General features: G+C 62.7%; 19 protein-coding genes. 11 read left to right on the forward strand and 8 right to left on the reverse strand.

Annotation, left to right across the window (positions count from 1 at the left end):
- Positions 1–78 precede the first annotated feature (78 nt).
- From mobA to araD1, 3 genes are all read right to left on the reverse strand, one after another.
- On the reverse strand, positions 79–630 hold the full coding sequence (mobA, locus tag ACTHLA_RS16130) for a molybdenum cofactor guanylyltransferase (protein ID WP_440191719.1): 552 nt from the start codon (positions 628–630) through the stop codon (positions 79–81).
- Between the two features lie 63 nt (positions 631–693).
- Entirely contained in the window at positions 694–3,039 is a 2,346-nt protein-coding gene (locus ACTHLA_RS16135) for a beta-L-arabinofuranosidase domain-containing protein (RefSeq protein ID WP_440191722.1), read from the reverse strand.
- Between the two features lie 48 nt (positions 3,040–3,087).
- The gene (araD1, locus tag ACTHLA_RS16140) at positions 3,088–4,089 is read right to left on the reverse strand and encodes an AraD1 family protein (protein ID WP_440191725.1); all 1,002 of its coding nucleotides are present in this window, start codon (positions 4,087–4,089) and stop codon (positions 3,088–3,090) included.
- A 129-nt stretch (positions 4,090–4,218) separates the two neighbouring features.
- Between araD1 and ACTHLA_RS16145 the strand changes: the two genes are divergently transcribed.
- From ACTHLA_RS16145 to ACTHLA_RS16155, 3 genes are all read left to right on the forward strand, one after another.
- Positions 4,219–5,580: a glycoside hydrolase family 27 protein gene (locus ACTHLA_RS16145; protein WP_440191728.1), complete on the forward strand. Its 1,362-nt coding sequence runs from the start codon at positions 4,219–4,221 to the stop codon at positions 5,578–5,580.
- Positions 5,581–5,752: 172 nt separating this feature from the next.
- Positions 5,753–8,260 (forward strand): TonB-dependent receptor, encoded by a 2,508-nt coding sequence (locus tag ACTHLA_RS16150; RefSeq protein WP_440191731.1) that lies wholly within the window; start codon positions 5,753–5,755, stop codon positions 8,258–8,260.
- A gap of 69 nt (positions 8,261–8,329) precedes the next feature.
- Complete coding sequence (locus ACTHLA_RS16155) at positions 8,330–8,905, forward strand: YbhB/YbcL family Raf kinase inhibitor-like protein (RefSeq protein ID WP_440191734.1); 576 nt, start codon at positions 8,330–8,332, stop codon at positions 8,903–8,905.
- Here the strand turns inward: ACTHLA_RS16155 and ACTHLA_RS16160 are convergent.
- A complete protein-coding gene (locus ACTHLA_RS16160; protein ID WP_440191737.1) occupies positions 8,902–9,786 on the reverse strand; it encodes a class I SAM-dependent methyltransferase in 885 nt (294 codons plus the stop codon). The two genes, ACTHLA_RS16155 and ACTHLA_RS16160, sit on opposite strands and share 4 nt — an antisense overlap.
- 12 nt (positions 9,787–9,798) lie before the next feature.
- Between ACTHLA_RS16160 and ACTHLA_RS16165 the strand changes: the two genes are divergently transcribed.
- From ACTHLA_RS16165 to ACTHLA_RS16180, 4 genes are read left to right on the forward strand one after another with little or no spacing between them, the layout of a single operon-like run.
- Positions 9,799–10,587 carry a ComF family protein gene (locus ACTHLA_RS16165; RefSeq protein ID WP_440191740.1) on the forward strand — a complete coding sequence of 263 codons (789 nt, stop codon included), beginning with the start codon at positions 9,799–9,801 and terminating at the stop codon, positions 10,585–10,587.
- Positions 10,588–10,645: 58 nt separating this feature from the next.
- Positions 10,646–10,900, forward strand: coding sequence for a glutaredoxin 3 (gene grxC / locus ACTHLA_RS16170; protein WP_440191743.1), 255 nt, complete (start codon positions 10,646–10,648; stop codon positions 10,898–10,900).
- A gap of 7 nt (positions 10,901–10,907) precedes the next feature.
- The gene (locus ACTHLA_RS16175; RefSeq protein WP_440191746.1) at positions 10,908–11,753 is read left to right on the forward strand and encodes a carbon-nitrogen hydrolase family protein; all 846 of its coding nucleotides are present in this window, start codon (positions 10,908–10,910) and stop codon (positions 11,751–11,753) included.
- 24 nt (positions 11,754–11,777) lie between these two features.
- Complete coding sequence (locus ACTHLA_RS16180) at positions 11,778–12,251, forward strand: DUF1178 family protein (protein ID WP_440191749.1); 474 nt, start codon at positions 11,778–11,780, stop codon at positions 12,249–12,251.
- 73 nt (positions 12,252–12,324) lie between these two features.
- Here the strand turns inward: ACTHLA_RS16180 and ACTHLA_RS16185 are convergent, their stop codons facing one another.
- The 3 genes from ACTHLA_RS16185 to ubiG form a co-directional block, all read right to left on the reverse strand.
- Positions 12,325–13,185: a DUF4167 domain-containing protein gene (locus ACTHLA_RS16185; protein WP_440191752.1), complete on the reverse strand. Its 861-nt coding sequence runs from the start codon at positions 13,183–13,185 to the stop codon at positions 12,325–12,327.
- 360 nt (positions 13,186–13,545) lie between these two features.
- On the reverse strand, positions 13,546–14,394 hold the full coding sequence (gene prmC / locus ACTHLA_RS16190; RefSeq protein ID WP_440191755.1) for a peptide chain release factor N(5)-glutamine methyltransferase: 849 nt from the start codon (positions 14,392–14,394) through the stop codon (positions 13,546–13,548).
- 6 nt (positions 14,395–14,400) lie between these two features.
- Positions 14,401–15,207, reverse strand: a complete 807-nt coding sequence (gene ubiG, locus ACTHLA_RS16195) for a bifunctional 2-polyprenyl-6-hydroxyphenol methylase/3-demethylubiquinol 3-O-methyltransferase UbiG (RefSeq protein WP_440191758.1) — start codon at positions 15,205–15,207, stop codon at positions 14,401–14,403.
- Between the two features lie 124 nt (positions 15,208–15,331).
- On the opposite strand from ubiG, the gene ACTHLA_RS16200 reads away from it, so the two are divergent.
- The 4 genes from ACTHLA_RS16200 (at position 15,332) to ACTHLA_RS16215 (ending at position 21,899) form a co-directional block, all read left to right on the forward strand.
- Positions 15,332–16,588, forward strand: coding sequence for an aspartate kinase (locus ACTHLA_RS16200; protein WP_440191761.1), 1,257 nt, complete (start codon positions 15,332–15,334; stop codon positions 16,586–16,588).
- Positions 16,589–16,820: 232 nt separating this feature from the next.
- Complete coding sequence (locus tag ACTHLA_RS16205) at positions 16,821–18,503, forward strand: methyl-accepting chemotaxis protein (RefSeq protein ID WP_440191764.1); 1,683 nt, start codon at positions 16,821–16,823, stop codon at positions 18,501–18,503.
- Positions 18,504–18,638: 135 nt separating this feature from the next.
- Positions 18,639–20,063, forward strand: coding sequence for a putative bifunctional diguanylate cyclase/phosphodiesterase (locus ACTHLA_RS16210; RefSeq protein ID WP_440191767.1), 1,425 nt, complete (start codon positions 18,639–18,641; stop codon positions 20,061–20,063).
- Positions 20,064–20,201: 138 nt separating this feature from the next.
- The gene (locus ACTHLA_RS16215) at positions 20,202–21,899 is read left to right on the forward strand and encodes a methyl-accepting chemotaxis protein (RefSeq protein ID WP_440191770.1); all 1,698 of its coding nucleotides are present in this window, start codon (positions 20,202–20,204) and stop codon (positions 21,897–21,899) included.
- On the opposite strand, the gene ACTHLA_RS16220 is transcribed toward ACTHLA_RS16215, so the two are convergent.
- Positions 21,896–22,783 (reverse strand): LysR family transcriptional regulator, encoded by an 888-nt coding sequence (locus ACTHLA_RS16220; protein ID WP_440191773.1) that lies wholly within the window; start codon positions 22,781–22,783, stop codon positions 21,896–21,898. The genes ACTHLA_RS16215 and ACTHLA_RS16220 overlap by 4 nt on opposite strands.
- Position 22,784: the final 1 nt, after the last annotated feature.

Genomic DNA, 22,784 nt, shown 5'->3' on the forward strand with positions numbered 1-22,784 from the left:
GATATTTCCTCGCCCTTTTCCGGGCCTTATTTTGTTACCGCTATCATCGCCAGTCGCGCAGCGTCAAGCGCAAGGCCATCACGCTTGGTTGATATTGGCGAAGGCGGCGGGATCGGCGACCGGGACAATAAGCGGTCGATGCGCGGCGCTGAACGCCTGTACGCCCAGCCCGCCGGGCGCGGCCTTCAGGGCGGTTTCCAGTTCCGGCACCAGGTCGGCGCGCCAGCGCGCGCACAACGGATAGCTGTCTGCGCCGCCATAATGGACGATGGCTGCGTCCGGGGCCGCCGCCAGTCGGGCGATATAGTCGTCCGGCACGCCCGGCATGTCGCACGGGCAGGTTATAACATAGGTTTCACCGCCAAGCAGCGCCCATTGCAGCGCGCTCAACACGCCGCTTAACGGGCCGCGCCACGGCAGATCGTCATACAGCACCGGCAGGCCCAGCCCCGCCAGCCGCGTGGCGTGCGGCGCATCCAGCGCCCCGGCGTTAACGGCGATGTCGTCGGATTGCGTCTCCAGCCGCGCCAAAGTCGCTTCGATTAAAGTCGTCGCGCCCCAGGCATGGAAGGGCTTGTTTCCGCCCAAACGCGCGCCGCGTCCGCCTGCCAGAATGACCACGCCTGTCATGTCGATCGTCCCCGGAAACCGCCATGACTATGTGCGGCGCAGCGATTCCCGGCAAGGGGCGGATCAGGCTTTCTTTGCAGCCGCGACGCGCAGGGTGCGGGCCTCGAACAGGGCCATATCGCTGTTCTGCGTGACGAAGCGCACATGGATCTTGCCGTTTTCAACCGAGTTCGGGGGCAAGGCGTAATCGACGATGCGGAAATCCGCGACCGGATCGAAGGCCAGTGTTTCGTGTGTCAACAGCTTGCCATCGACCTCGATATCGAACGACTTGTGCGTATCCTGACCCCAATAGGTGATTTGCAGCACGGCGCCCGGTTCAGCCTGCATGTCGAAGGCCATATATTTGCCGGTTGTCCACATGACCCAGCGTCCGGCGCGTCCGGCGCGCGAGGTGACTTCGCCGATATCGGTGTCGAAACCGTGGTCGCGTTCGGGCTGCATTTCGCCGAAATGGAAGTCGTCGATGGTTCGCGCCTCCAGTTCGCGTTGCGCCGCCTCTTTTGCCGTCCAAACGGCCTGCTCCGTTCGCCACTGTTCGGCGGTGAACAGTGGAAAATAGGCGGCGGAGCGGCGGTGATACTGGGCGTAATACGGCTTGAGCGGCAGGGCCTGCGGCTGGGCGTTCAGCATCAGCGTGGCGGGCTCGATCACGGCCAGGGCGTCGTCCCCGACCAGTACCGGCGCGCGCGGCGCATCGCCCGTATTGGCCGCGCCCTTATCAGCGGCCATGACCATTGGCCCCTTCAGATAGGCGATGCGGCGCGCATCATCGGGAGTCGCTTCGACGCGCAGGCTTTGCGGCAGGGTGAGAACGACCGTATCACCGGCCTTCCAGCGCCGGTTCAGGCGCGCATAGCCATCGCGCGGCAGCAGGGCGACGGCCTTGCCATTAAGGCTGAGCGTCGGCTTAGCGCACCAGCCGGGCAGGCGCACGGCCAGCTCAAACTCTGCGCCATGGACGGGCGGCGTGACGGTGAGCGTGACCGTCTCATCGTCGGGGAAGCGCGTGTCGAGGTCGATTTTCGTGCGCTTGTCAGTCCAGTTGAGCTGCGACGGGATGAACAGGTTGACGAAAACCGTGTCGCCCTTTTCCGTTTTGGTTCGCCAATAGACCGAGTCGCCATGCTTGGCGTGGTTCTCCATGCCGGTGCCAACGCAGCACCAGAACGAGTCGAACTTGGTCGAATAGACGCGCTGCGACCCCGGATAGAGCGGCATGAAATAGACAAACAGGCCGGTGTCGGGATCCTGCTGCGCCATGATGTGATTCAGGTGGGTACGCTCGTAATAATCGAACCATTTGGCGTTCGGCGACCATTGATACAGATGCCGCGTCAGCTTGAGCATATTATAGCTGTTGCAGCCTTCGCACGTCTTGTCGGTGATGTAGGGCGAAATCACGTCGGCGGGGCCGAAATGCTCGGCGTCGGCATTGCCGCCGATCACATAGGAATGGTGATGCACGACCGTGTCCCAGAAGAAGGACGAGGTGTCGCGATAACCGGTCTCATGGGTCACTTCATAAAGCCGCGCCAGACCGATCAGCTTGGGAATCTGGGTATTGGCGTGCTTGCCCGCCAGTTCGTCGCGACCCTGCGACAGCGGTACAAGGATCGCCTTGTGATAGAGGCGTTTGCTCATATCGAGAAAGCGCTGCTGGCCGGTGCGGACATAGGTTTCAGCGAAGGTTTCGTTCAGGCCGCCATGCTCGCAGGCCAGCACCTGCTGCATCTCATCGTCGCTCAGTCCGCCCAGCACTCCGATCAGATAGTCCGACATCTTCACCGTGACGTCGAGCGCCTTGGCATTCCCGGCGTAACGGTTGGCGTCGAGCAGGCCCTGATGCACCTTATGCCAGGTATAGAGCGGCACCCAGCCGCCGTTCAGGTCGAAGCCGTGGCTGCTGATGGTGTGGGCGCGCACCTCCTCGAAGACGATCTTGCCATCGACTGTTTTGCCGTCGCGGTCCACCGTCGTGCCGCCGACATAGCCGTCGCCATGCGCGGCCTGACAGGCGGCCAGTTCATCGACCATATAGTCGATGCGTTGGCGGAAGCGCTCATCATGCGTCTGGGCCAGCAACAGCGAACAGGCGGACAGGTAGTGGCCGAGGCTGTGCCCGGCAATGCCCATCGCCTCCCAGCCGCCATAGACCTCGCCCTTCGGAGGCAATCCGGCGCTGACGCGGAAATTGTGCAGAAAGCGGTCGGGTTCGAGTTCGAGCAGGTAGAGCGCGTTGCGATCGACCGCGCGCTTCCAGATCGAGTCCTTCAGCGTCACCGCTTCCAGCGGAAACGCTTCTATGCGCGACGCGGTCGCCGCCTTGACAGGATCGGCGGCGACAGCGGGGAGCAGGCCGAGGCTGGCCCCCGCCATCAGAAGCTGTCTGCGCGACGGTTGGGCCATAATTCTCTCCTGTTTTATCTTTTGTTATAACTTTAGTTTCACCTTAAATTATAAGGCTTTGATAGCGACCGTCTCGTCGTCGAGCGTCTTGAGCGGATTGGCCAGCGGATAGCGGAAGACGTTGGCCTCGATCTCAAACACGTCGCCGTCCTGCGTCTTGACGCCATCGGCGAACGAGGCGGTGGCGGTGCCGAAACAATGGACATGCACATCGCCCGGCTGGCGGAACAGGCCATATTTGAAGTGGTGATGCTCCAGATTGGCGAAGCTATGGGACATATTGTCCTCACCCGATAGGAAGGGCTTTTCCCAGACGGTTTCGTTGCCGCGGCGGATGCGCGCCATGCCTTCGATATGCTGCGGCAGTTCGCCGACGCGCAGCTCCGCGCCCAGTGACGCCGGACGCAGCTTGGAGTGGGCCAGCCACAGATAATTGCCCTTTTCGGTCACATGGTCGGAAAATTCGTTGGCCAGCGCAAAGCCGAGGCGATAGGGCGCGCCGTCGTCACCAATGATATAGATCCCGGCCATTTCCGGTTCCTCGCCGCCGTCTAGCGCGAAGGCGGGCGAATTCAAGGCGTCCGTCGGTCCGGCCAGCACATGGCCATTGCCCTTGTAGAACCATTCCGGCTGCGCGCCGGTCTCGCCAGCGGCGGGCTTGCCGCCTTTGACGCCCATCAGGAACATTTTCATCGAATCGGTCAGGGCCGCTTCGCCTTCCGCCTCGGCTTTCGCGTGCATCTTGTTGCGGCCTTCCGCCGAGCCGAGATGGGTCAGGCCGGTGCCGGTGACGTGCAGGTGGGTCGCATCGGGATGGTCGATTGGCGCCAGCACGCGGCCTTCGGACAGGGCGACGGCGACATCGACCGCCTCGCCCTTCGGCTGGGCCGCGACCATATCGGCCAGAGATTTGCCTGAACGGATCGCTTCGCGCGCCAGATCATAGGTGGACGCGAACCCTTCGACGACATGGAAGGCGCCCGCATCGTCGCCCGCCAGTACCTGGCGTTCCTTGCTGGGGCTGACAATCTGAATAAGGCGCAGAGTCATGAAGCGTTTCCTGTGATTTTGCAAAAGTCTGACAAATCCCGGATTTAGCGCCGCAGCCCGTCAAAGTCAATTTGCCTTTCGCGTCAAACCCATCTAATTGTCAGACTAATAACTTTGAGGGAGATGATGATGCGTGACGTCAAGACAACCAGCCGACGCGGCTTTCTGGCGGCGGGCGGAGCGGGCCTGATCGGCGCACAGATCGCGCTTGGCGCACAGGCGGCGGCGCCAGCAGGTTCGGGCGAGGTGTTGGCGCCAACCCCTCCGATGGGCTGGAATAGCTGGAACTCCTTCGCCACCACCATCACCGAGGCGCAGGCGCTGGAAAACGCGGCTATCATGGCGCAAAAACTGCTGCCTTCCGGCTACAATGTCTTCACCGTCGATATTCAATGGTACGAATCGGCGGCGGACGGTTACGCCTACAGCGCCCATCCGGTTCCGACCATGGACGGGTACGGGCGGCTTCTGCCCGCACCGAACCGGTTTCCGTCTGCAGCGGGCGGGCAGGGGTTCAGGCCTCTGGCCGATAAAGTGCACGCCCTGGGTCTGAAATTCGGCATCCATCTGATGCGCGGCATTCCGCGGCTGGCGGTTGAAAAGAACCTGCCGGTGCTGGGAACGCAACTGCGCGCGCAGGACATCGCCGATACCCGCAGCACCTGCCCGTGGAACCCGGACATGTACGGCGTCGATATGAGCAAGCCGGGCGCGCAGGCCTATTATGACAGCGTATTCGCCCTCTATGCGTCCTGGGGCGTCGATTTCGTCAAGATGGATGATATGAGCCGTCCCTATGACGCCCATGCGCCGGAAATCGAGGCTGCGCACAAGGCGATTCAGGCAACGGGCCGTCCGATCATCCTCAGCCTGTCGCCCGGCGAAACGCCGGTGGCGCGCGCCGACCATGTGCGCAGGTTTGCCCAGATGTGGCGCATCAGCGACGATTTCTGGGACGAATGGCCGCTGTTGAAGGCCCAGTTCACCCGGCTGGAAAACTGGAACGACCACCGCAGCCCCGGCGCCTGGCCGGACGCCGATATGTTGCCGCTGGGGCGGTTGGCGCTTGGCCAGCGCGACACAAAATTCTCGCCTGATGAACAGACAACCCTGATGACCCTGTGGGCGATGGCGCGCTCGCCCCTGATCATGGGCGGCGATCTGCGCCACCTTGACGACGCGACCCTGACTCTGCTGACGCAGCCGGATATTCTGGCCATCAACCAGCGCGGACAGGGCAATCAGCCGTGGTTCCTGCAGGACGACGCCCGCATATGGAGCGCGCGCGTTGACGACAGCGCTTATCTGGCCCTGTTCAATACCGCCGATAAGCCGTTGCAAATTGGGTTTGACCTGAACCGCCTGAACATAAATGAGGCTGTACAGGCGCGCGATGTCTGGGCGAGCGCGGAACTCGGCGACATGAGCGGTCGAATCGAGCAAACCGTACCGCCGCATGGTGTGAAACTTTTACGGTTACAAATGGGGTAGGGGTTTAGACTGGGAAAGATGAGCAAAAAAGGCGGGCCACACTTAGGTGGCAAATAAAAATTTCAATCACGAAACGTCTTTTTTTTGCAACTTCGATATTTTCTGAGACGGAGAATGTGTTCTTGTTCGTGCAAAGCTAAGATAACAAAATAATCTTACAATTGACCAGAACATGAAACCACAACCTCTTGCCGTCAGTCTGATCGCGCTCCTGTCGCTTGCGCCCATAGCCGCTCAGGCGCAAGCGCAAGATACCTCATCCGACTCCGCCTCATCCTCGTCTTCTGGAACAGCGCCGCCGCCCAAGGACGCCGCCCAATCTTCGTCACCGGACAAGTCTTCGTCATCGGACAAGTCTTCGTCATCGGACAAGTCTGCGCCATCGGATCAAAAGCCTGACGGCCAATCTGCTGAGGGCACGACGGTCGTGACCGTGACGGCGCAAAAGCCGTTGATCCAGCACAAGATCGACCGCGACGTCTATGATGTGACGCAGGATCCCCAGGCTGCCACCGGCGCGGCTTCGGACGTGCTGAACAATGTGCCGGGCGTCACCGTCGATAATGACGGCACGGTGAGTTTGCGCGGCAATTCCGGCGTGCAGGTCTATGTCAACGGCAAGAAGTCGGCGCAGATGCAGGGCGACGAGCGCGCCTTCACCCTGCAAAGCCTGCCCGCCGACGACATCGAGTCCATCGAGGTCATCCCCAATCCCGGCGCGGCCTATGGCGCCGACACGGCGGGCGGCATCATCAATATCGTCATGAAGCGTGGTCGCAGCCTCAAGCCGCACACCATGGTCAATGTCACCCTGGGGACGCAGGGCCGCAACGGCGTCAATTTTCGCACCGGCAAGAATATCGGCAAGCTGCATCTGAATGGCGGCGTCAATATCGGTTCGGGCCGGGGCGGCGGCGGTCGCGGCGGCGGCGGCGGGGGATCGACCGGCGGCAGCCGCAAATCGGTCAGCGACAGCGACATCTCTACGCTGGATCCGGCGACCGGCGCCGTCGTGCGCGAAAACGTGCAGCACCGGGTTACGCATTCCAAGAACGACAGCGTTTCGGCCAATATGAGCGCCGAATACGATATCGACGACAGTTCCGACCTGACCGCCGATCTCAGCTATTCACGTCGCCACAGCACATCGACGGACAGCACCCAAACCAGGACTTACGATGGGGCGCACAACCTTGTGAGCGACATCACACGGTTGTCCGACTCGTCCGCGCCGGTCGAAAATATGGACGCGCGCCTGACCTACGATCATCGCGGTCAGGTCGGTTCGACCGAGGACTTCAAGATGGCGCTGTCGCACAGCTCCAATCTGAGTCAGGGCGTGACCTATACGCGCAATATCGACAATACCGCGACGAAGGCGGACACCTTCACGACACGCGCGCGCAAGTCGAAGACCTATATCGACGAATTCAGCGGCGACTGGTCGCATCCGCTCGGCGATTACGACAAAACCCAGCAGCAGATTCAACTGGGCTGGGATGTGCAGCACAATGTCAGCGACAGCTATAATTATCAGTCCCTGACCCTCGACCATCCGGTCGATCCGCCGCAATCGCCGCGCGCCTCGTCGGTGACGCAGTTTAACGACGATCAGGTGCTGAGCGCCGCCTATGCGACCTATCAGCGTCAGTTCGGGCGTCTCAGCTTCCAGGCGGGTCTGCGCGTCGAAAATCTGCACGAGAAGATCGTCTCGGACAATCCGGTGCAGGCGACTTCGCACGGCTGGACGCGCGATTCGGTCGACTACGCCCCCAATCTGTTCTTGATGTACAAGTTGGACCCGGACGGCAAGACGACGCTGAAGCTGCTCTATTCGCGCAAGATTCAGCGTCCGCAAGGATCGCAGCTTGATCCGCAGATTGTCTATAGTGAGGACGGGCTGACGGCGCGTTCGGGCAATATCAACCTGCATTCGGCCACGACCGACAAGTACGATTTCGACATCAATCACGACGGAACCCTGTTCGATTGGCAGGGGCAGTTCTACTACAACGCCACCAACGGCAATTTCGAGCAGGTGCAGCAGGCGCTGTCGGGCCAGCCGGACGTCATCCTGACCACCTATGAAAACAGTGGGGACAAGCGTAATTACGGCTTCAGCGGCAATCTCAACTACCATTCCGCTGACCGTAAGCTGCGCCTGAGCCTCAGCCCGAACATCGGCTATACCGTCACTGACTATATCGACTTCAGCACGCATTTGCCCAAGCGCGCGCAGGGGCCGAATTCGAGTCTGAACGGGCGCGTCATGTACCGTGTGACCGGCAAGGACAATCTGATTTTCGGCGTGCAGTATCGCGGCAAGACTGTCGGTGTGCAGACCTACCGCACCGCGCAACAGGCCGTGCAACTGTCCTGGATGCACCAGATCATCCAGAACAAGTTCGTGCTGACCGCCAACCTGTCCAATGTGGTCTTAGGCCCGGTCAGCAAGAGCGTGCAGGACAGTTCGGTCGCCTATGGCTGGAGCCGCACGGAAAACCCCGGCGCCACCTTTATGGTCAGCCTGCGCTACATGTTCGGTCAGCCGATGCAGCGCGGCGATTTCCGCGGTCGTCCGGGCGGTCCGCCGCCGGGCGGCTGGCGCGGACGCGGCGGCCCTGGCGGCGAAGGCGGCCCCCCGGATGGCGGACCAAGCGGCGGGCCGGGCGGGTTCTGATCGAAGCATCGCATTGACTTCTTATTGCGGCAAGTCGCAGCCTGCGCCCTGTTGGCAAGGAGACAGATCATGACGCTTACAATACGGGTCGAAGGCTTTGCGGACGGCGCCGCCATTCCGGAGCGCTTCGCCCATTGCGCGAAGGACGGTTCAGGCGGGGTAAAGCCCGGCGGCAATCTCAATCCGGCGATTCAGTGGGAGAACGCGCCGTTCGATACGCAGTCCTTCGCCCTGATCGTCGTCGATCGCGACGTGCCCGCCGATTTCGGTCGGGCCAATCAGCCGGGTCAGGTCATTCCCGCCGAGGCGCCGCGCCGCAGCTTTTATCACTGGCTGATCGTCGATATTCCGCCCGCCATTGCGCGCATAGAACCGGGGGAGACTCCGCCGGGCCAGATCGGCCGCAACAGCTTCGGCGCTGGAGCGAAGGGCGTCAACGGCTATGACGGTCCCTGTCCGCCGTTCAATGACGAGCGGCTGCACACCTATCGCTTCATGGTCTATGCTCTGGACGTGACCACGCTGGACCTGCCCGACGGCTACAGCGGCGAACAGGCGGAAAGGGCCATAGCCGGTCATGTGCTGGCCGAGGCCGAAATTGCGGGCGTCTATACGACGAACCCGAACCTGAGCGTTGGCGGCTAAAGCTTCGTTTCCTTCACGCCCAGCGCGTCGGCGAGGCGCATTTTCGCCGAGCCGGGGCGCAAGGGCTTCTGCTGGCTTTCGTGCGGCTTCCATCCCGACAGGGTGACGATCTCGAAGGTCGCCGTCACACGGCCCTCCGCGTCGGAGAAGCGCTCGATATATAGCTCGCACATGCGCGTCAGGATCGCCTTGTTCAGCCCCTTGCGCGGTCGCTCCATCAGCACATTGGTCTCGCCCATGCGGCGCAGATCGGCCAGCAGCCGCAGCGGATGTTCATAGGAGACGCTGACCCGGTCGCAATCGACCACAGGCATGGCGAAGCCGATGCGCTTCATCAGGTCGATCAGGTCCGGGCTTTCGGCGAACGGGGCGATGCGCGGCCCATAGCCGCCGCGAATCTCGATCTCGGCCTCCATCAGGCAGGCGCGCAACTCCTTCAGCGTCTCGCCGCCGAACAAGGCGCCGATGAACAGGCCGTCGGGCGTGAGCGCGCGCAGGATCTGCACCAGCGCGCCCGGCAGGTCGTTGACCGTATGCAGGCTCAGGCCCGACACGATCAGGTTCAGGCTGTCGTCGCCGAAGGGAAGGGCTTCGTCATCGAGCGCCACACCGCCGTCCGGCAGCATGTCGGTCGCCAGATCGGCTTCGATCAGGAAGCCGACCTTGTCGGCCACGGGCGAGTCGCGCAACATGCGTCCGAATACGCCGCCGCGCGCCCCCAGATCGAGCGCCAGCGGAAACGAACGGTTGATCGCCGCCAGCGTATCGAGCATATCTTCGCTGACGCGCTCTTTCAGAAAGGCGGCCTGCGCAAAAGAGGCGGCGGCGCGCTTGAGGCGGCGGGCCAGAAGGGCGCGGTCGAAAAGCTGGGGGGCGGACATGCGGGGGACTCTTTGGCGAAACTCAGCTCCCATTTAGGTCATGTGCGCGCCGAGGTTAAGGCCTATCTCGGCGAAAGACTGTCCTTTGCGCCTTTGCGGGCCTTTGGCGCGCGTCTGATCGACGCCATTTATCCGCCTGCTGGCAGCGATGCGCTGGGGCTGGAGGCTGAACGCTGGGCGCGGTTGCATTTTCTGGACAATGAAGGCTGCGCGATGTGCGCGCGCCCGTTCGCGAACGGTTTATGGCTGGGCGTCGGCGGTTTGTGCGACGCCTGTACGCAAACGCCGTTTCCGTTCGCCCGCACGCGCGCGGCCTGTCTCTATGACGAGGCTTCGCGCGACCTGATTCTGGCCTTCAAACATGGCGACCGGCTGGACCTGGCGCCCATGCTGTCGCGCTGGCTGGAGCGGGCCGGGCGCGACCTGCTGATGGAGGCTGATCTGATCGTGCCTGTGCCGCTGCACCCATCGCGCCTGCGTCATCGCCGCTATAACCAGGCCGCCGAACTGGCCAGGCCCGTGGCGCGGCGGCTGAACCGTATTTATGCGCCGGACCTGCTGCGCCGGATCAAGGCGACCAGTCAGGCGGGCAAGGGGGCCGAGGCGCGCTGGCGGGCGGTGCGCGACGCCTTCGCCGCGCCGGAGCGGGCGAAGGCGTTGGTCGCCGGTAAGCGCATTGTTCTGGTCGATGACGTTTTCACTACGGGCGCGACCCTGAAGGCCTGCGCGCAGACCTTGCTCAAGGCCGGCGCCGCCAGTGTCGAGGTCTGCGTGCTGGCCCGCGCGGCGACCTCTCTTTAAACCTGGCGGCAAATCGTTATATAGGTGAGGAAACTCATTTCTTTTTTGCGTGTGCGTTATGGCCAAGATCGACATCTACACCAAACCCTACTGCCCCTATTGCGAGCGCGCCAAGGCGTTGCTGGAAAAGAAGGGCGCCGCCTTTCATGAAATCGTCGCCTCGAACGATCCGGCCCTGCGGGCCGAAATGAACGACCGTTCCGGGCGCTTCACCTATCCGCAGATTTTCATCGACGACCTGCATGTCGGCGGTTGCGACGACCTGGTCGCGCTCGATCAGCGCGGCGGTCTTGATCCGCTGCTGAGCGCTTAAAGTCCGCATGGCGGGGGTGCTGGATCTCGCCCTTGTGCAGTTGCGCACGCCCGCCGAACAGGGCGCAGCGTTGGCGCATGCGCGTCCGTTGATCACCGAGGCCGCCCGCAACGGCGCCCAGTTCGTGCTGTTGCCTGAATGCGCCAATTTCGTTGAGGCGCGCAAAGATTATAAGGCGCGCGTGCTGACGACCGAGGGCGAAGACGCCTTTATCCTCGGCGTGCGCGAGTTGGCGCGGACATTGCGCGTCGCCATCCTGATAGGTTCGGCGATCGTGCGCGCCGAAAGCGACCCGGAGCATCCCGATGCGCCGCGCGCCGCCAATCGCAGCCTGCTGATCAACGCGCATGGCGATATTACGGCGCGATACGACAAGATACACCTGTTCGACGCCGATACGCCCGATGGCAAGACCTATCGCGAAAGCGCCAGCATGCGCCCCGGCGCTCAGGCCGTCGTGGCCGAAACGCCGTGGGGCGGGCTGGGCCTGAGCGTCTGCTACGATGTCCGTTTCGCGCATCTCTACCGCGCCCTGGCGCGCAAGGGCGCCGACATGATCGCCGTCCCCGCCGCCTTTACCGTGCCGACCGGCAAGGCGCATTGGGAGGTCATGCTGCGCGCCCGCGCCATTGAGACCGGCTGTTTCGTGCTGGCGCCTGCGCAGGGCGGCCCGCATGAGGACGGGCGCAGCACCTATGGCCACAGCCTGGCGGTCAATCCGTGGGGCGAGGTGATTGCGCGGCTTGACCACGACCGCCCCGCCGTGCTGGAAGTCCGGCTCGACTTCGCCGAGGTCGCCGCCGCGCGTCAGGCCCTGCCGCAACTGCGCCACGACCGCGACTTTGCCGTTTAGTTCCTGCGTTCCCATATAGAGTCCATGATCCGTTACGCTTTAAAATGCGATATTGACCACGAGTTCGAGGCCTGGTTCGAATCCTCGGACGGCTATGACGCGCAGGTCGCGCAAGGACTGGTCGAATGTCCGCTGTGCGGCTCTCAGAACGTGGCCAAGGCGATCATGGCGCCGATGGTGCGCACCTCACGCCAGAAGGACGAGGGCGAGGCCAGCGCCAAACGGGCGATGGCCGAGGCGCTGCATCGCCTGCGCCAGCACGTCGAAAGCACGCATGACTATGTCGGCGGCGATTTCGCCCATGAGGCGCGCGACATCCATAATGGTCTGGCGCCAGATCGTCCGATCTATGGCGAGGCGACGCCCGACGAGGTGAAGTCGTTGGTCGAGGATGGCGTGCCGGTCGCGCCGCTGCCGGTCTTCAGTCCGGGCGGCGCCAGGCCGCAACCGCCCGCCGCCACCGACTTGTCCGCGCCGGACCTGAAGAAGCTGAACTAAATACGTAAAAAACCCTCCGGTGGAGCCGGAGGGTTTTTCATAGCTTGCTCATTTCATAGCTTGCTCAGGCGGTTCAGGCCTCTTCGGCGCTGACCTCTTCGGTCTTCTTGCGGCGACCGCGCTTCGGTTTGGCGGGCGCTTCCTCGGCGGCTTCGTCAGCCGTCGCGGCGACGGCGGGCGTCGGCGCGCGCAGGAAGGCGGGCAGATGGCTGACGTCCGGCTCCTGAGCAGGCGCTTCGCTGACCAGGTTCTGTGGCGCCGGTTTGGGCGCGCCCAGCGGTTCGGTCGAGGCGATGGCGGACGGCGAGGCATAGGCGGGCAGCGGCGCGTCGTCTTCGCCGTTCAGGTTCTTTTCCTGATCCTGCAAACGCTGGGCGCGGCGGCGCTCGTAGCGCTCGCGGCGGGTTTCGCGGCGATTGCCGTTTTCATCTTCCCGCGCATCCGGGCGCTGGTCGGAGCGCTGGCCGTCGCGTTGCGGATCGCGCTGGAAATTGCGCTCGCGGTTGTCGTTACGGTCACGATTGCGGTCGCGATTGCGATCGTTGCGCTCGCGGTTGTCGCGCGCCTCGGTCTCGCCCTGCGCCTCGGTCTGTTCGACGGTTTCGGTCTCAGGCGCGGCTTCGTTGTCGATCTCATCGTCGAAATCGTCATAGCCGTTGGAGAAGGGATCGCGCTGCACGAATTCCGACACCGGGCGCTGAGGTTGCATCTGCCGGATCAGGCGGAAATAATGCTCGGCGTGTTGCAGATGGTTTTCGGCCAGCACCCGGTCGCCGGACGAATTGGCGTCGCGCGCGAGTTGCTGGTACTTTTCATAAATGGTCTGGGCGTTGCCGCGCACCTTGACGCCATCGGGTCCGTTCGACTCATAGGCGCGGTTCGGATTGTTGCTGTTGCCGGACGGCTTGCGGTTACGGCTGCGTTGCCGTTTCATGCCCCGAAAGTCTTTCATATAACTTACGTCTCTCTGCGCGCCGCCATGTGGTTGGTCGGGGCGCCGTAGCTGTTAGGGGTGTGCAAGGATCCGCCGGACCTTCCCGCCTTTGCGGGGCCTTCAATCGGCGATCGGCCTTGCCTGATGTCTTTAGCCTGTTTAGGCGAGTTGAGCCTGTTCGGGCGAGTTGGAAAAGCGTTGGGGTCGCTGTCGGCCCGTTATCTCTCACGCTCTCTGACAACCCTTGCCGCAAGGAAAGCGCGCGTAACCGAAAGGTCCGAAGTTTTACCGCTTGCGATGAGGGTGAAGACACTCTTTGATTAGCGCCTCTTTTCGCATCTGCCAAGAGGCTTTTTTGCGTCAGGGTTTGCGTCCCACGACCACACGCGGCAGGTTGGACAGGTCGAGATAGGTGGCCACGTCCTCAAAACCGGCTGATTTCATGAGCTTTTCCACATCCTCAGACTGATCGAAGCCGATCTCCAGCCAGGTGCGTCCGCCCGGTTTCAGCAGGCGGAAAATTTCCGGCGCCAGCGCCTCAAAGGCCTCAAGACCGCTTGCGCCGCCGTCCAGAGCCAGCATCGGGTCGTGATTCTTGACCTCCGGGTCCAGCGTGGGAATCACGTCGGAGCGAATATAGGGCGGATTCGACACGACAACATCAAAGGTAGCATCATGCAGGCCGTCGCCCCAGGAGGTGCGCAGGAAGGCCGCGCGCGAGGCGATGCCGAGATGGGCGGCATTGTCGCGGGCCACGGCCAGCGCCTCCTCGCTGATATCCGTGCCGAGCCCCTTGGCGGCCGGGCGTTCGCTCAGGATCGACAGCAGGATCGCACCGGAGCCGGTGCCGAGATCGGCGATCGAGAAGCTTTCACCTTCCGGATAGGCCTTCAACACCATATCGACCAGACATTCGGTTTCGGGGCGCGGGATCAGCACATGCTCGCTGAGGTTCAGCAGCAGTTTCCAGAACCCCTTGCGGCCCAGAATGCGCGCCACGGGCATCCGCTTTTCGCGCTTGTCGAGATAGGTATTGAGCAGGGCTTCCTGGTCTTCGGTCAACTCGCGATAGGGATCGGTCAGGATGTCGGTGCGCGTCGCGCCGGTCGCCGCCTCCAGCAAAAGGCGGGCGTCGATGGCGGGCGAGTCGATGAAGGCGGCCTTCAGGCGCTTCTGCGCGCCGGTCCAGGCTTGTACAAGTGTGGTCATGGAATCTCAAAAGGCGGCGCTGGCGGGATATCTGGCCACCACCATATAGTTGACGGAAGTATCACCCGACAGGCTCCAGTGGCCGGTGAGCGGGTTATAGCTGACGCCGACCGGAGGTTCGGCCTGCAACGGCGTGTCGGCGAGGAAGGTCGCGATCTCCTCTGGCCTGAGAAACTTCTTCCAGTCGTGCGTACCGGCCGGCAGCCAGCGCAGTATATATTCTGCGCCGATAATGGCCAGGGCGTGGGCTTTCAGGGTCCGGTTCAGTGTGGCGCAGAACAGGACGCCGCCTGGCTTGACGAGAGACGCGCAGGTCTTGAGAAAGGCGTCCGGGTCGGCGACATGCTCGATGACCTCCATGGTCAGCACGACGTCGTAGAGAACTTCACCGCTTTGCGCCAGCTGTTCGACGGTCGCATTGAGATAGCGGATGTCGAGCCCGCTTTCGGCGGCGTGCGCCCTGGCGGTGCCGATATTCTTCGCCGAGGCGTCAAGGCCGGTGACATGAAAGCCCATGCGCGCCATCGGCTCGGACAGAAGGCCGCCGCCGCAGCCGACATCGAGCAGGCGCAAGGCCTGAAACGGTGCGCGCGCCCTCGCATCCAGACCGAAATGCTCGACGCAGGTTTCACGGATGAACTTCACCCGTGTCGGGTTGAATTTGTGCAGCGGCGCGAACTCGCCCTTCACGTCCCACCATTTGGCGGCCAGCGCCGAAAAGCGCGCCACCTCGTCCTCGTCGATCGAAAAGCCCGACGCCTGCCCGGACGGGCTGGTGTCATCTGAAACAAAATCCGTTGAATTTAAAGCCATTGCGCTCTGCCTGACCTGGTCAGTTCTGAGGATAAAACGGTTGCGACGATGCGCGTCCCCCGCTAGATAGGCCGCGCAATGGACAAGGGCAAGCCATAAGCCTGCCGGAAAGAAAGTTGAAGACATGACGCGTTTGGTGATGAAGTTCGGCGGCACCTCGATGGCCGACCTCGAACGCATCCGCAGAGCGGCCCGCCTGGTGGCGGCTGAAGCCGACGCCGGCTATCACGTAGCGGTCGTCGTTTCGGCCATGGCGGGCAAGACGAACGAACTGGTCGCCTGGACCGACGGCGCGGGCAAGGCGACCGGCAAAGGCATGGAAGGCGATGACGAATACGATGTCATCGTCTCGTCCGGTGAACAGGTGACGGCGGGACTTCTGGCCATGACCCTGCGCAATATGGGCTATGACGCGATCTCGATGATGGGCTGGCAGGTGCCGATCCTCACCTCGGACGTGCATGGCAAGGCGCGCATCATGGACATTCCGCCCGCCAAGCTGGAAACAGCGCTTGACGCCGGTCAGATCGTCGTTGTGCCGGGCTTTCAGGGCGTGACGGAATCGGGCCGTATCACCACATTGGGGCGCGGCGGCTCGGACACTTCGGCGGTGGCGGTGGCCGCGGCGGTCAGGGCTGTGCGCTGCGACATCTACACCGATGTCGATGGCGTCTATACGACTGATCCGCGCATCGAGGCCAAGGCCAGGCGCCTCAAGAAGATCTCATTTGAAGAAATGCTGGAAATGGCGTCTCTGGGCGCCAAGGTGTTGCAGACCCGCTCGGTCGAGCTGGCCATGGCCCAGCGCGTGCCGGTGCGCGTTCTGTCCAGCTTTGTAGAACCCGGTGAAAACACGGACCAAGGCACCATCGTGTGCGACGAGGAAGAAATCGTGGAAAAGCATATCGTTTCCGGCGTGGCGTTCAGCCGTGATGAAGCCAAGGTCACCCTTCTGGGCCTGCCCAACAAGATCGGCGTTTCGGCCAATGTCTTCGGACGTCTGGCCGCCGCCAATATCAATGTCGATATGATCGTGCAGTCGGAAAAGCGCTCTGGTGATTACGCCAACCAGATCTTCACGGTCGGCCGCAGAGACGCGGCCCAGGCCATGCAGATCATGCAGGACGCCAAGGTCGAGATCGGCTTCGACGATATCCGCGTCGATGACACGGTCTCCAAGGTCTCGATCGTCGGCGTTGGTATGCGCTCGCACACCGGCGTGGCCGAGACCATGTTCCGCGCCCTGTCGGAAAAGGGTATCAACATCCAGGTCATCTCGACCTCGGAAATCAAGATCTCCGTGCTGATCGACGAGGCCTATACCGAACTGGCCGTGCGCGCCCTGCACGCCGCCTACGGGCTTGACAAGATCGGGGTGTGACACGTCGCCGCAGAGGTTAACGAAAGCGCCCGAAATGGGTTGAAGCTCTGCAAATCCTTGCAAAAAAAGTCTTAAGCCCGAAGGTTAATCTTCGGGCTTTCTTTTTATAATTCAATAACATTTTAAATTAACGCTACGGAAGCACGACTGAAAACACGGCTTTAAGACATTTTAACGCGCCTAAGAGATATTTCGTGATCACACAACCATAACGCTGTTCGGGTCACGTCACATGTTCAACAATCTTCCCATGCAGGCCAAGGTGCTGTCGCTGCTGGGCGCCATTGCCCTGGTCGGCGTCATCGCCGCGGCAATTATGGCATTTCAAATAGCCTCAGTCGAAACCGTTTACGGCGCCATTATGACTGGGCCGGAACGCGCACTTCTTGCCCAGGCCAGGGCCAACCGCGATATTGAACGCACCAGGGGGCTTCTCTACGAATACGGCGTCGTGACGTCGCAGGCGGACAATGATCGCGTGGCGGGTGAGATAAACCAGGCAAAAGCCGAGTTCAATGGCTATATGGACCAAGCCGAAGCGGGACTTCCAGCTGATAAAGACAAGTTGGAGCAGCTTCGTTCAGACTACATGCAGGCGTTTGAGGGTTCCTGTCATAGCGCAATGAAGTACATGGGCTCCAATGATAACGCCAATGGCCTCAAGGAAATGCAGACAAGATGCAGTCCGGCGCTTACAAGCGCAGAGGAACAATTGCGAGGCTACGCCGATCAATCAAATAGGGCCGCGGAAGCCAGAAGCAATCAGCTCAATCGTAACGCTGGCAGCACGATTGTCACGCTTTGCAGTCTGGGTGCTCTGGCGATGGCGGTTATTGGGCTCATCGCCTATCTACTCACACGCAAGGGCATTGTTGGGCCCTTGCGCGCCCTGAATACGACCATGACCGAGATGGACAAGGGTAAACTCGACCTCACCGTGCCGGGCCAGGGGCGCAAGGACGAGTTGGGCGAAATGGCCCATACGCTTGACGCCTTCCGTAAGGGGCTTCTGGAAGCTGGACGTCTGCGCGACGCCGCCGAAGCCTCCAAGGCCGCCGACCTCGCCCGCCTGCAGCGCGAGCGGGAAGTGGTCGAGGCCTTTCAGGGCAAGATGGTCAGTCTGGCCGACTCGTTCGTGCGCTCGTCGGGCGAGGTGTCCGAAGCCGCTCAGAGCCTGTCGGCCACGGCGGAGGAGACCAGCCGTCAGGCCCAGACCGTCTCCAGCGCTGCCGAAGAGGCCGCCACCAATGTCCAAACTGTCGCCGCCGCCACCGAGGAAATGACCGTCTCCATCCGTGAGATCGGCGCTCAGGTGCATACCTCCAACAACGTCACCATCGAGGCTGCGCGTGAGGCGGAGACGACGCAAACCGATATGCGCGCTCTGGCCGATGCGGCGCAGGCAATTGGCGACGTGGTCAACCTGATCAATGACATCGCCTCGCAGACCAATCTGCTGGCCCTGAACGCCACCATCGAGTCGGCGCGCGCGGGTGAAGCGGGCAAGGGCTTCGCCGTCGTCGCCGCCGAGGTCAAGGCGCTGGCGCAGCAGACCGGCAAGGCGACCGAAGACATCAGCCGCCGGGTCATGGAGATTCAAAGCGCCACCCAGCGCAGCGTCTCGGCGATTGACCGCATCGTCTCCACGATCGAACAGGTGCGCGGCATTTCAACCGCCATCGCCGCCGCCGTTGAACAACAGGGCGCGGCTACTGACGAAATTGCTGGCAACACCGCGCGCGCCGCCGATGGCACGACCCAGGTGACGGAGAACATCTTCGGCGTCGGTCGCGCCGCCGAGCAGACGGGAGCCGCCTCGACTCAGCTCATGGGCTTGTCCGGCCACCTGTCAGCCCAAGCCGAAGATCTGAAATCGGAAGTAGAGGGCTTCGTAACGGCCCTGCGCGCGGCTTAGTTAGTGTGAGTTATCTTCGATGTGTTTCACGCTCAAGACCAGGCGGCGACGCAGGATGAAAAGACTATAGAAACGCTCGCCGCATGACGGCGCGCTCAGTGCAAGCTTACCCGAACAGATCAGAAGGAGCTGTTCATGACCCTTCCCACATTGTCATTCTCGCCATTGGATATCGGGCTCGCCCTTTTCGAGCTGACCGCATACGCCATCACCGCGATCCTCGTTGTCCGCCGCCTGGCGCGAAACCGCAACCGATTAGTTGAGGCGGCCAGCACCGACCCTCTGACCGGCCTTCTGAACCGCCGCGCCTTCATGCGCGCGCTCAAGGCCTATGACGGCGAGGAGAATATGAGCGTCATTCTATTCGATCTCGATCGTTTTAAAACCATCAACGCCACCTTCGGCATTGAGGCGGGCGACCAGTTGCTGGTCGAGATCGCGCGACGGCTCGATAAGGTCTGTGGCGATCATTGCCGACTGTACCGTCTGGGCGGCGACCTGTTCGCGCTCAAACCGCGCGGCGACGCGATCCAGACACGGACCGAGGCCGCGGTCGCGCGCATCCGCGCTGCGCTGGAGGCGCCCTTTGAGATTGGTCCCAGCCATCTGACGCAGACCGCCAGCCTGGGCGTCGCGACGGCTCAGGGGCGCGTCCGGTCCGGCGCCGCCCTTTTCGACCATGCCCACGCCGCCCTTGCCTGCGCCAAATCGCAACATCGCGGCGGCACAGCCTATTATTCCGAGACGTTAGCGCGCGACATCGAACGCAGCCACGAGATCGAACGCGAAATCGGCGAAGGTCTGACGCGCGGCGAATTCGCCGTATGGTATCAACCGATTGTCGATCGAGACGGCCGGACCACGGGCGTCGAAGCGCTGGCGCGCTGGCCGGGACGGCCCGGCGGCGAATTATCGCCGGCGCAATTCATCCCGCACGCCGAACGCTCCGGCCAGATCCACGCGCTGGGCCTCTATGTGCTGCGGCGCGCCTGTATGGATTTTCGCCACCGGGACGATTTGCGGGTCAGCGTCAACCTGTCCCCGGCGCAGTTTCACGATAAGCGACTGGTTACGGATGTGGCGTCGGCGCTACTGGAAACCGGCTTTCCGGCGGAGCGGCTGGAGCTGGAGATCACCGAAGGTCAGATTATCGACCTGCCGGAACAGGCGGATGCGGTCATGCGCGATCTGCGTTTGCTCGGTGTTTCAATAGCGCTTGACGACTACGGTTCGGGCTACGCCAGCATCGGCTATCTGCGCCGTTACCGCTTCGACAAGCTGAAGATCGACAAGTCGCTGATCGACGGCGTCGGTCTTGATGCGCGTGCCGGTCAGTTGCTGGCGGCGACGACGGCGATGGCGCAGGCGCTCGACATTCCGGTAACGGCGGAAGGCGTGGAGACCGGCGAGCAGGCGAAACTTCTGAGTCTGGCCGGCGTCGACAGCTTGCAGGGCTATTTCTTCGGTCGACCGCAGCCGGCGCAGGTCTTCGCCGCCTTGGCTGCGGATGGCGTGGTCCCTCTTACCTCGTTCAAGGCCGCGTCGGCAGGTATGAGATAAGGTAAAAGCTACAACCGCGCGTTAAATTCGCCTTAACCGCGAATCGTTAGCTTCATGGCAACACCGGGTTGTCCGCGAAGACGAGGCCTGATTCTTCGCGGACAATCCGGATAAAAAGTATTTGCGGAGTTGGCCTCGATGACGTCCTTATCTTTCAAGAACCTGCCCATGCTGGGCAAGGTGTTCACGCTTCTGCTGCTGATGGCGGCGGTGACCTTATGCGCCGTGGCCTTCACCACCTCGCGCATGAAGTCCATCGACCACGATTACAGTGCGGTCATCGCCGGTCCCGGCGTGGCGGTCGTCAATATGGAGCGCGCCGCCCGTCAGATCGTCAAATCGGAGACGGCCTTCTATAAGCTGGTCTCCTCCAGCGACCATGCCGATCTCAGCGCCGCCAGCGACGACCTCAAAACCGCCGAAACGCAATTCGCCACGGAAACACAATCGGCCCTGAAGGCGCTGCCGAAGGAGACGGGGCGTATTCAGGGCATCGAAGCCAGCTATAATGCCGTCGTCGATCAGACCTGCGCCAAGACGCAGGAACTGGCTCTGGCCGATGACGACGCTGAAGCGCTGAAACAGATGACCGCCTCTTGCGAACCGGCCTTTGCGCAGGTCGAACAGACCATGAGCCAGGTGGTGGACGACACGCTTGCGGATAACGCCGCCGCCTCCGCCGCTGCAACGAAATACACCCGGCATACCGAACACATCAGTTGGGCTGGCGTCGGCGTGGGACTGGCGACGGTGTTGATTATCGCCTTCTTCATGACGCGCCTGACCATTGTGCGTCCGCTACAGGCCCTGACCGGGACCATGGGCAGCCTGTCGTCCGGCCAGCTCAAGGTCGAGGTTCCGGGGCGCGAACGCGGCGACGAACTGGGCGCCATGGCGCGCTCGACCGATATTTTCCGTCAAGGTCTGGAGGAGGCGGAGGCCCTACGACTTGAAGCCGCCGATCAGGAGCGCCGGACCGCTGAGCGTCTGCTGGCCGAACGCCACGCCATCGCCGATTCCTTCCAGTCGAAAATGGGCGCGCTGGCCTCTGATTTCGCGCGATCCTCCACTGAAGTGTCGGAAGCGGCGCAAAGCCTGGCCGCCACCGCCGAGGAGACCAGCCGTCAGGCGCAGGTCGTCTCCGGCGCAGCGGAAGAAGCCGCCGTCAATGTCCAGACCATCGCCGCCGCCACCGAGGAGATGACCGTCTCGGTGCGCGAGATCAATGACCGCGTCGTGCATGCGGCGCAGACCACGGTGACCGCCGCCGAGGCCGCCGCCCAGACCGAGGGCGAGATTCAGGCGCTGACCGAGGCGGCGACCGGCATTAACGAAGTCGTCAATCTGATCCAGACCATCGCCGCCCAGACCAATCTTCTGGCGCTCAACGCCACCATCGAGGCGGCGCGTGCGGGCGAGGCGGGCAAGGGCTTCGCGGTCGTCGCCTCCGAGGTCAAGCAACTGGCGCAGCAGACCGCCAAGGCGACCGAAGACATCGGCCGCAAGGTGGGGTTGATCCAGAACGCCACCGAGCGCACGGTCGAGTCGATCAACCGCATTGTCGAGACCATTGACAGCGTGCGCGACATTTCCACCGCCATCGCCTCGGCGGTCGAACAGCAGGGCGCGGCGACGCACGAGATCGCGGGCAACACCTCGCGCGCAGCGGGCAGCGCCACGGCGGTGACCGAAAACATCTTCGGCGTCGGGCGCGCGGCGGAAATGACCGGCGCGGCTTCGACGCAGCTTATGGGCCTGTCAGGCAGCCTGTCGGCGCAGGCGAACAAGCTGGAGAACGAGGTCGAGGACTTTGTGACGCAGTTGCGGACGGCTTAAGACGGAACTGTCTCCAGCAACCACTCGCGGAACAGACGCATTGCCGGAGTTTCAGGACGCGATTGCAGCGAGGTCAGCCAGTAGCTGCCGCGTGAGACATAGATTTGAAACGGCTGCACGATTTCGCCGGAAGCCAGCAGGCGCTCGAACATCATGGGCGGCGCCAGGGCGATACCGGCGCCTTGCAAGGCCGCCTCGATCATGACCAGCGAAGAATCGCACATCATGGCGCGCGCCATAGCCTGCGGCGGCAGGGCGTCCGTCGGCAGGCCCGCCGCCTCCAGCCAGCCGGTCCATTCGTCGCCACGATAGGAGCGCAGCAGGGTATGGCTCAGCGCGTCCTGCGGCGTCTTCAGCCTCGCGGCGATCGGCGGCGTACACAGCACCGATAACGGCGCCTCGAACAGGCGCTCCGCCCGCGTCTCATGCCAGGCGCCGCCGCCAAAGCGGATAGCGTAGTCCAGCCCCTCTGCGGCCAGATCGACGCGGTTATTATTGGTCGAAAGACGCAGCTCGATATGCGGATGGCGCTCGCGAAGATTGGCAAGGCGCGGCGTCAGCCAGCCGACCGCAAACGTGCCGACGGCGCCGACGCTCAGCACTTCGCGGACATAGCCGCTGTCGAAGCGGTCGAGCAGATCGGCCATGCGGTCGAACGAATCGCGCAATACCGGCAACAGCGCCTCACCCTCTGCGGTCAGCATCAGACCGCGCGGCAGGCGCTTGAACAGGCTGACCCTGAGGCGTTCCTCCAGCAGCTTGACCTGATGGCTGACGGCAGCCTGGGTCACGCATAGCTCAATGGCGGCGCGCGTCAGGCTCTGGTGGCGGGCGGCGGCCTCGAAGGCGCGCAGGGCGTTGAGCGGCAGGGGCGCGCGCGGCATG

It is taken from the genome of Asticcacaulis sp. (assembly GCF_051956075.1).
Classification (GTDB): Bacteria; Pseudomonadota; Alphaproteobacteria; order Caulobacterales; family Caulobacteraceae; genus Asticcacaulis.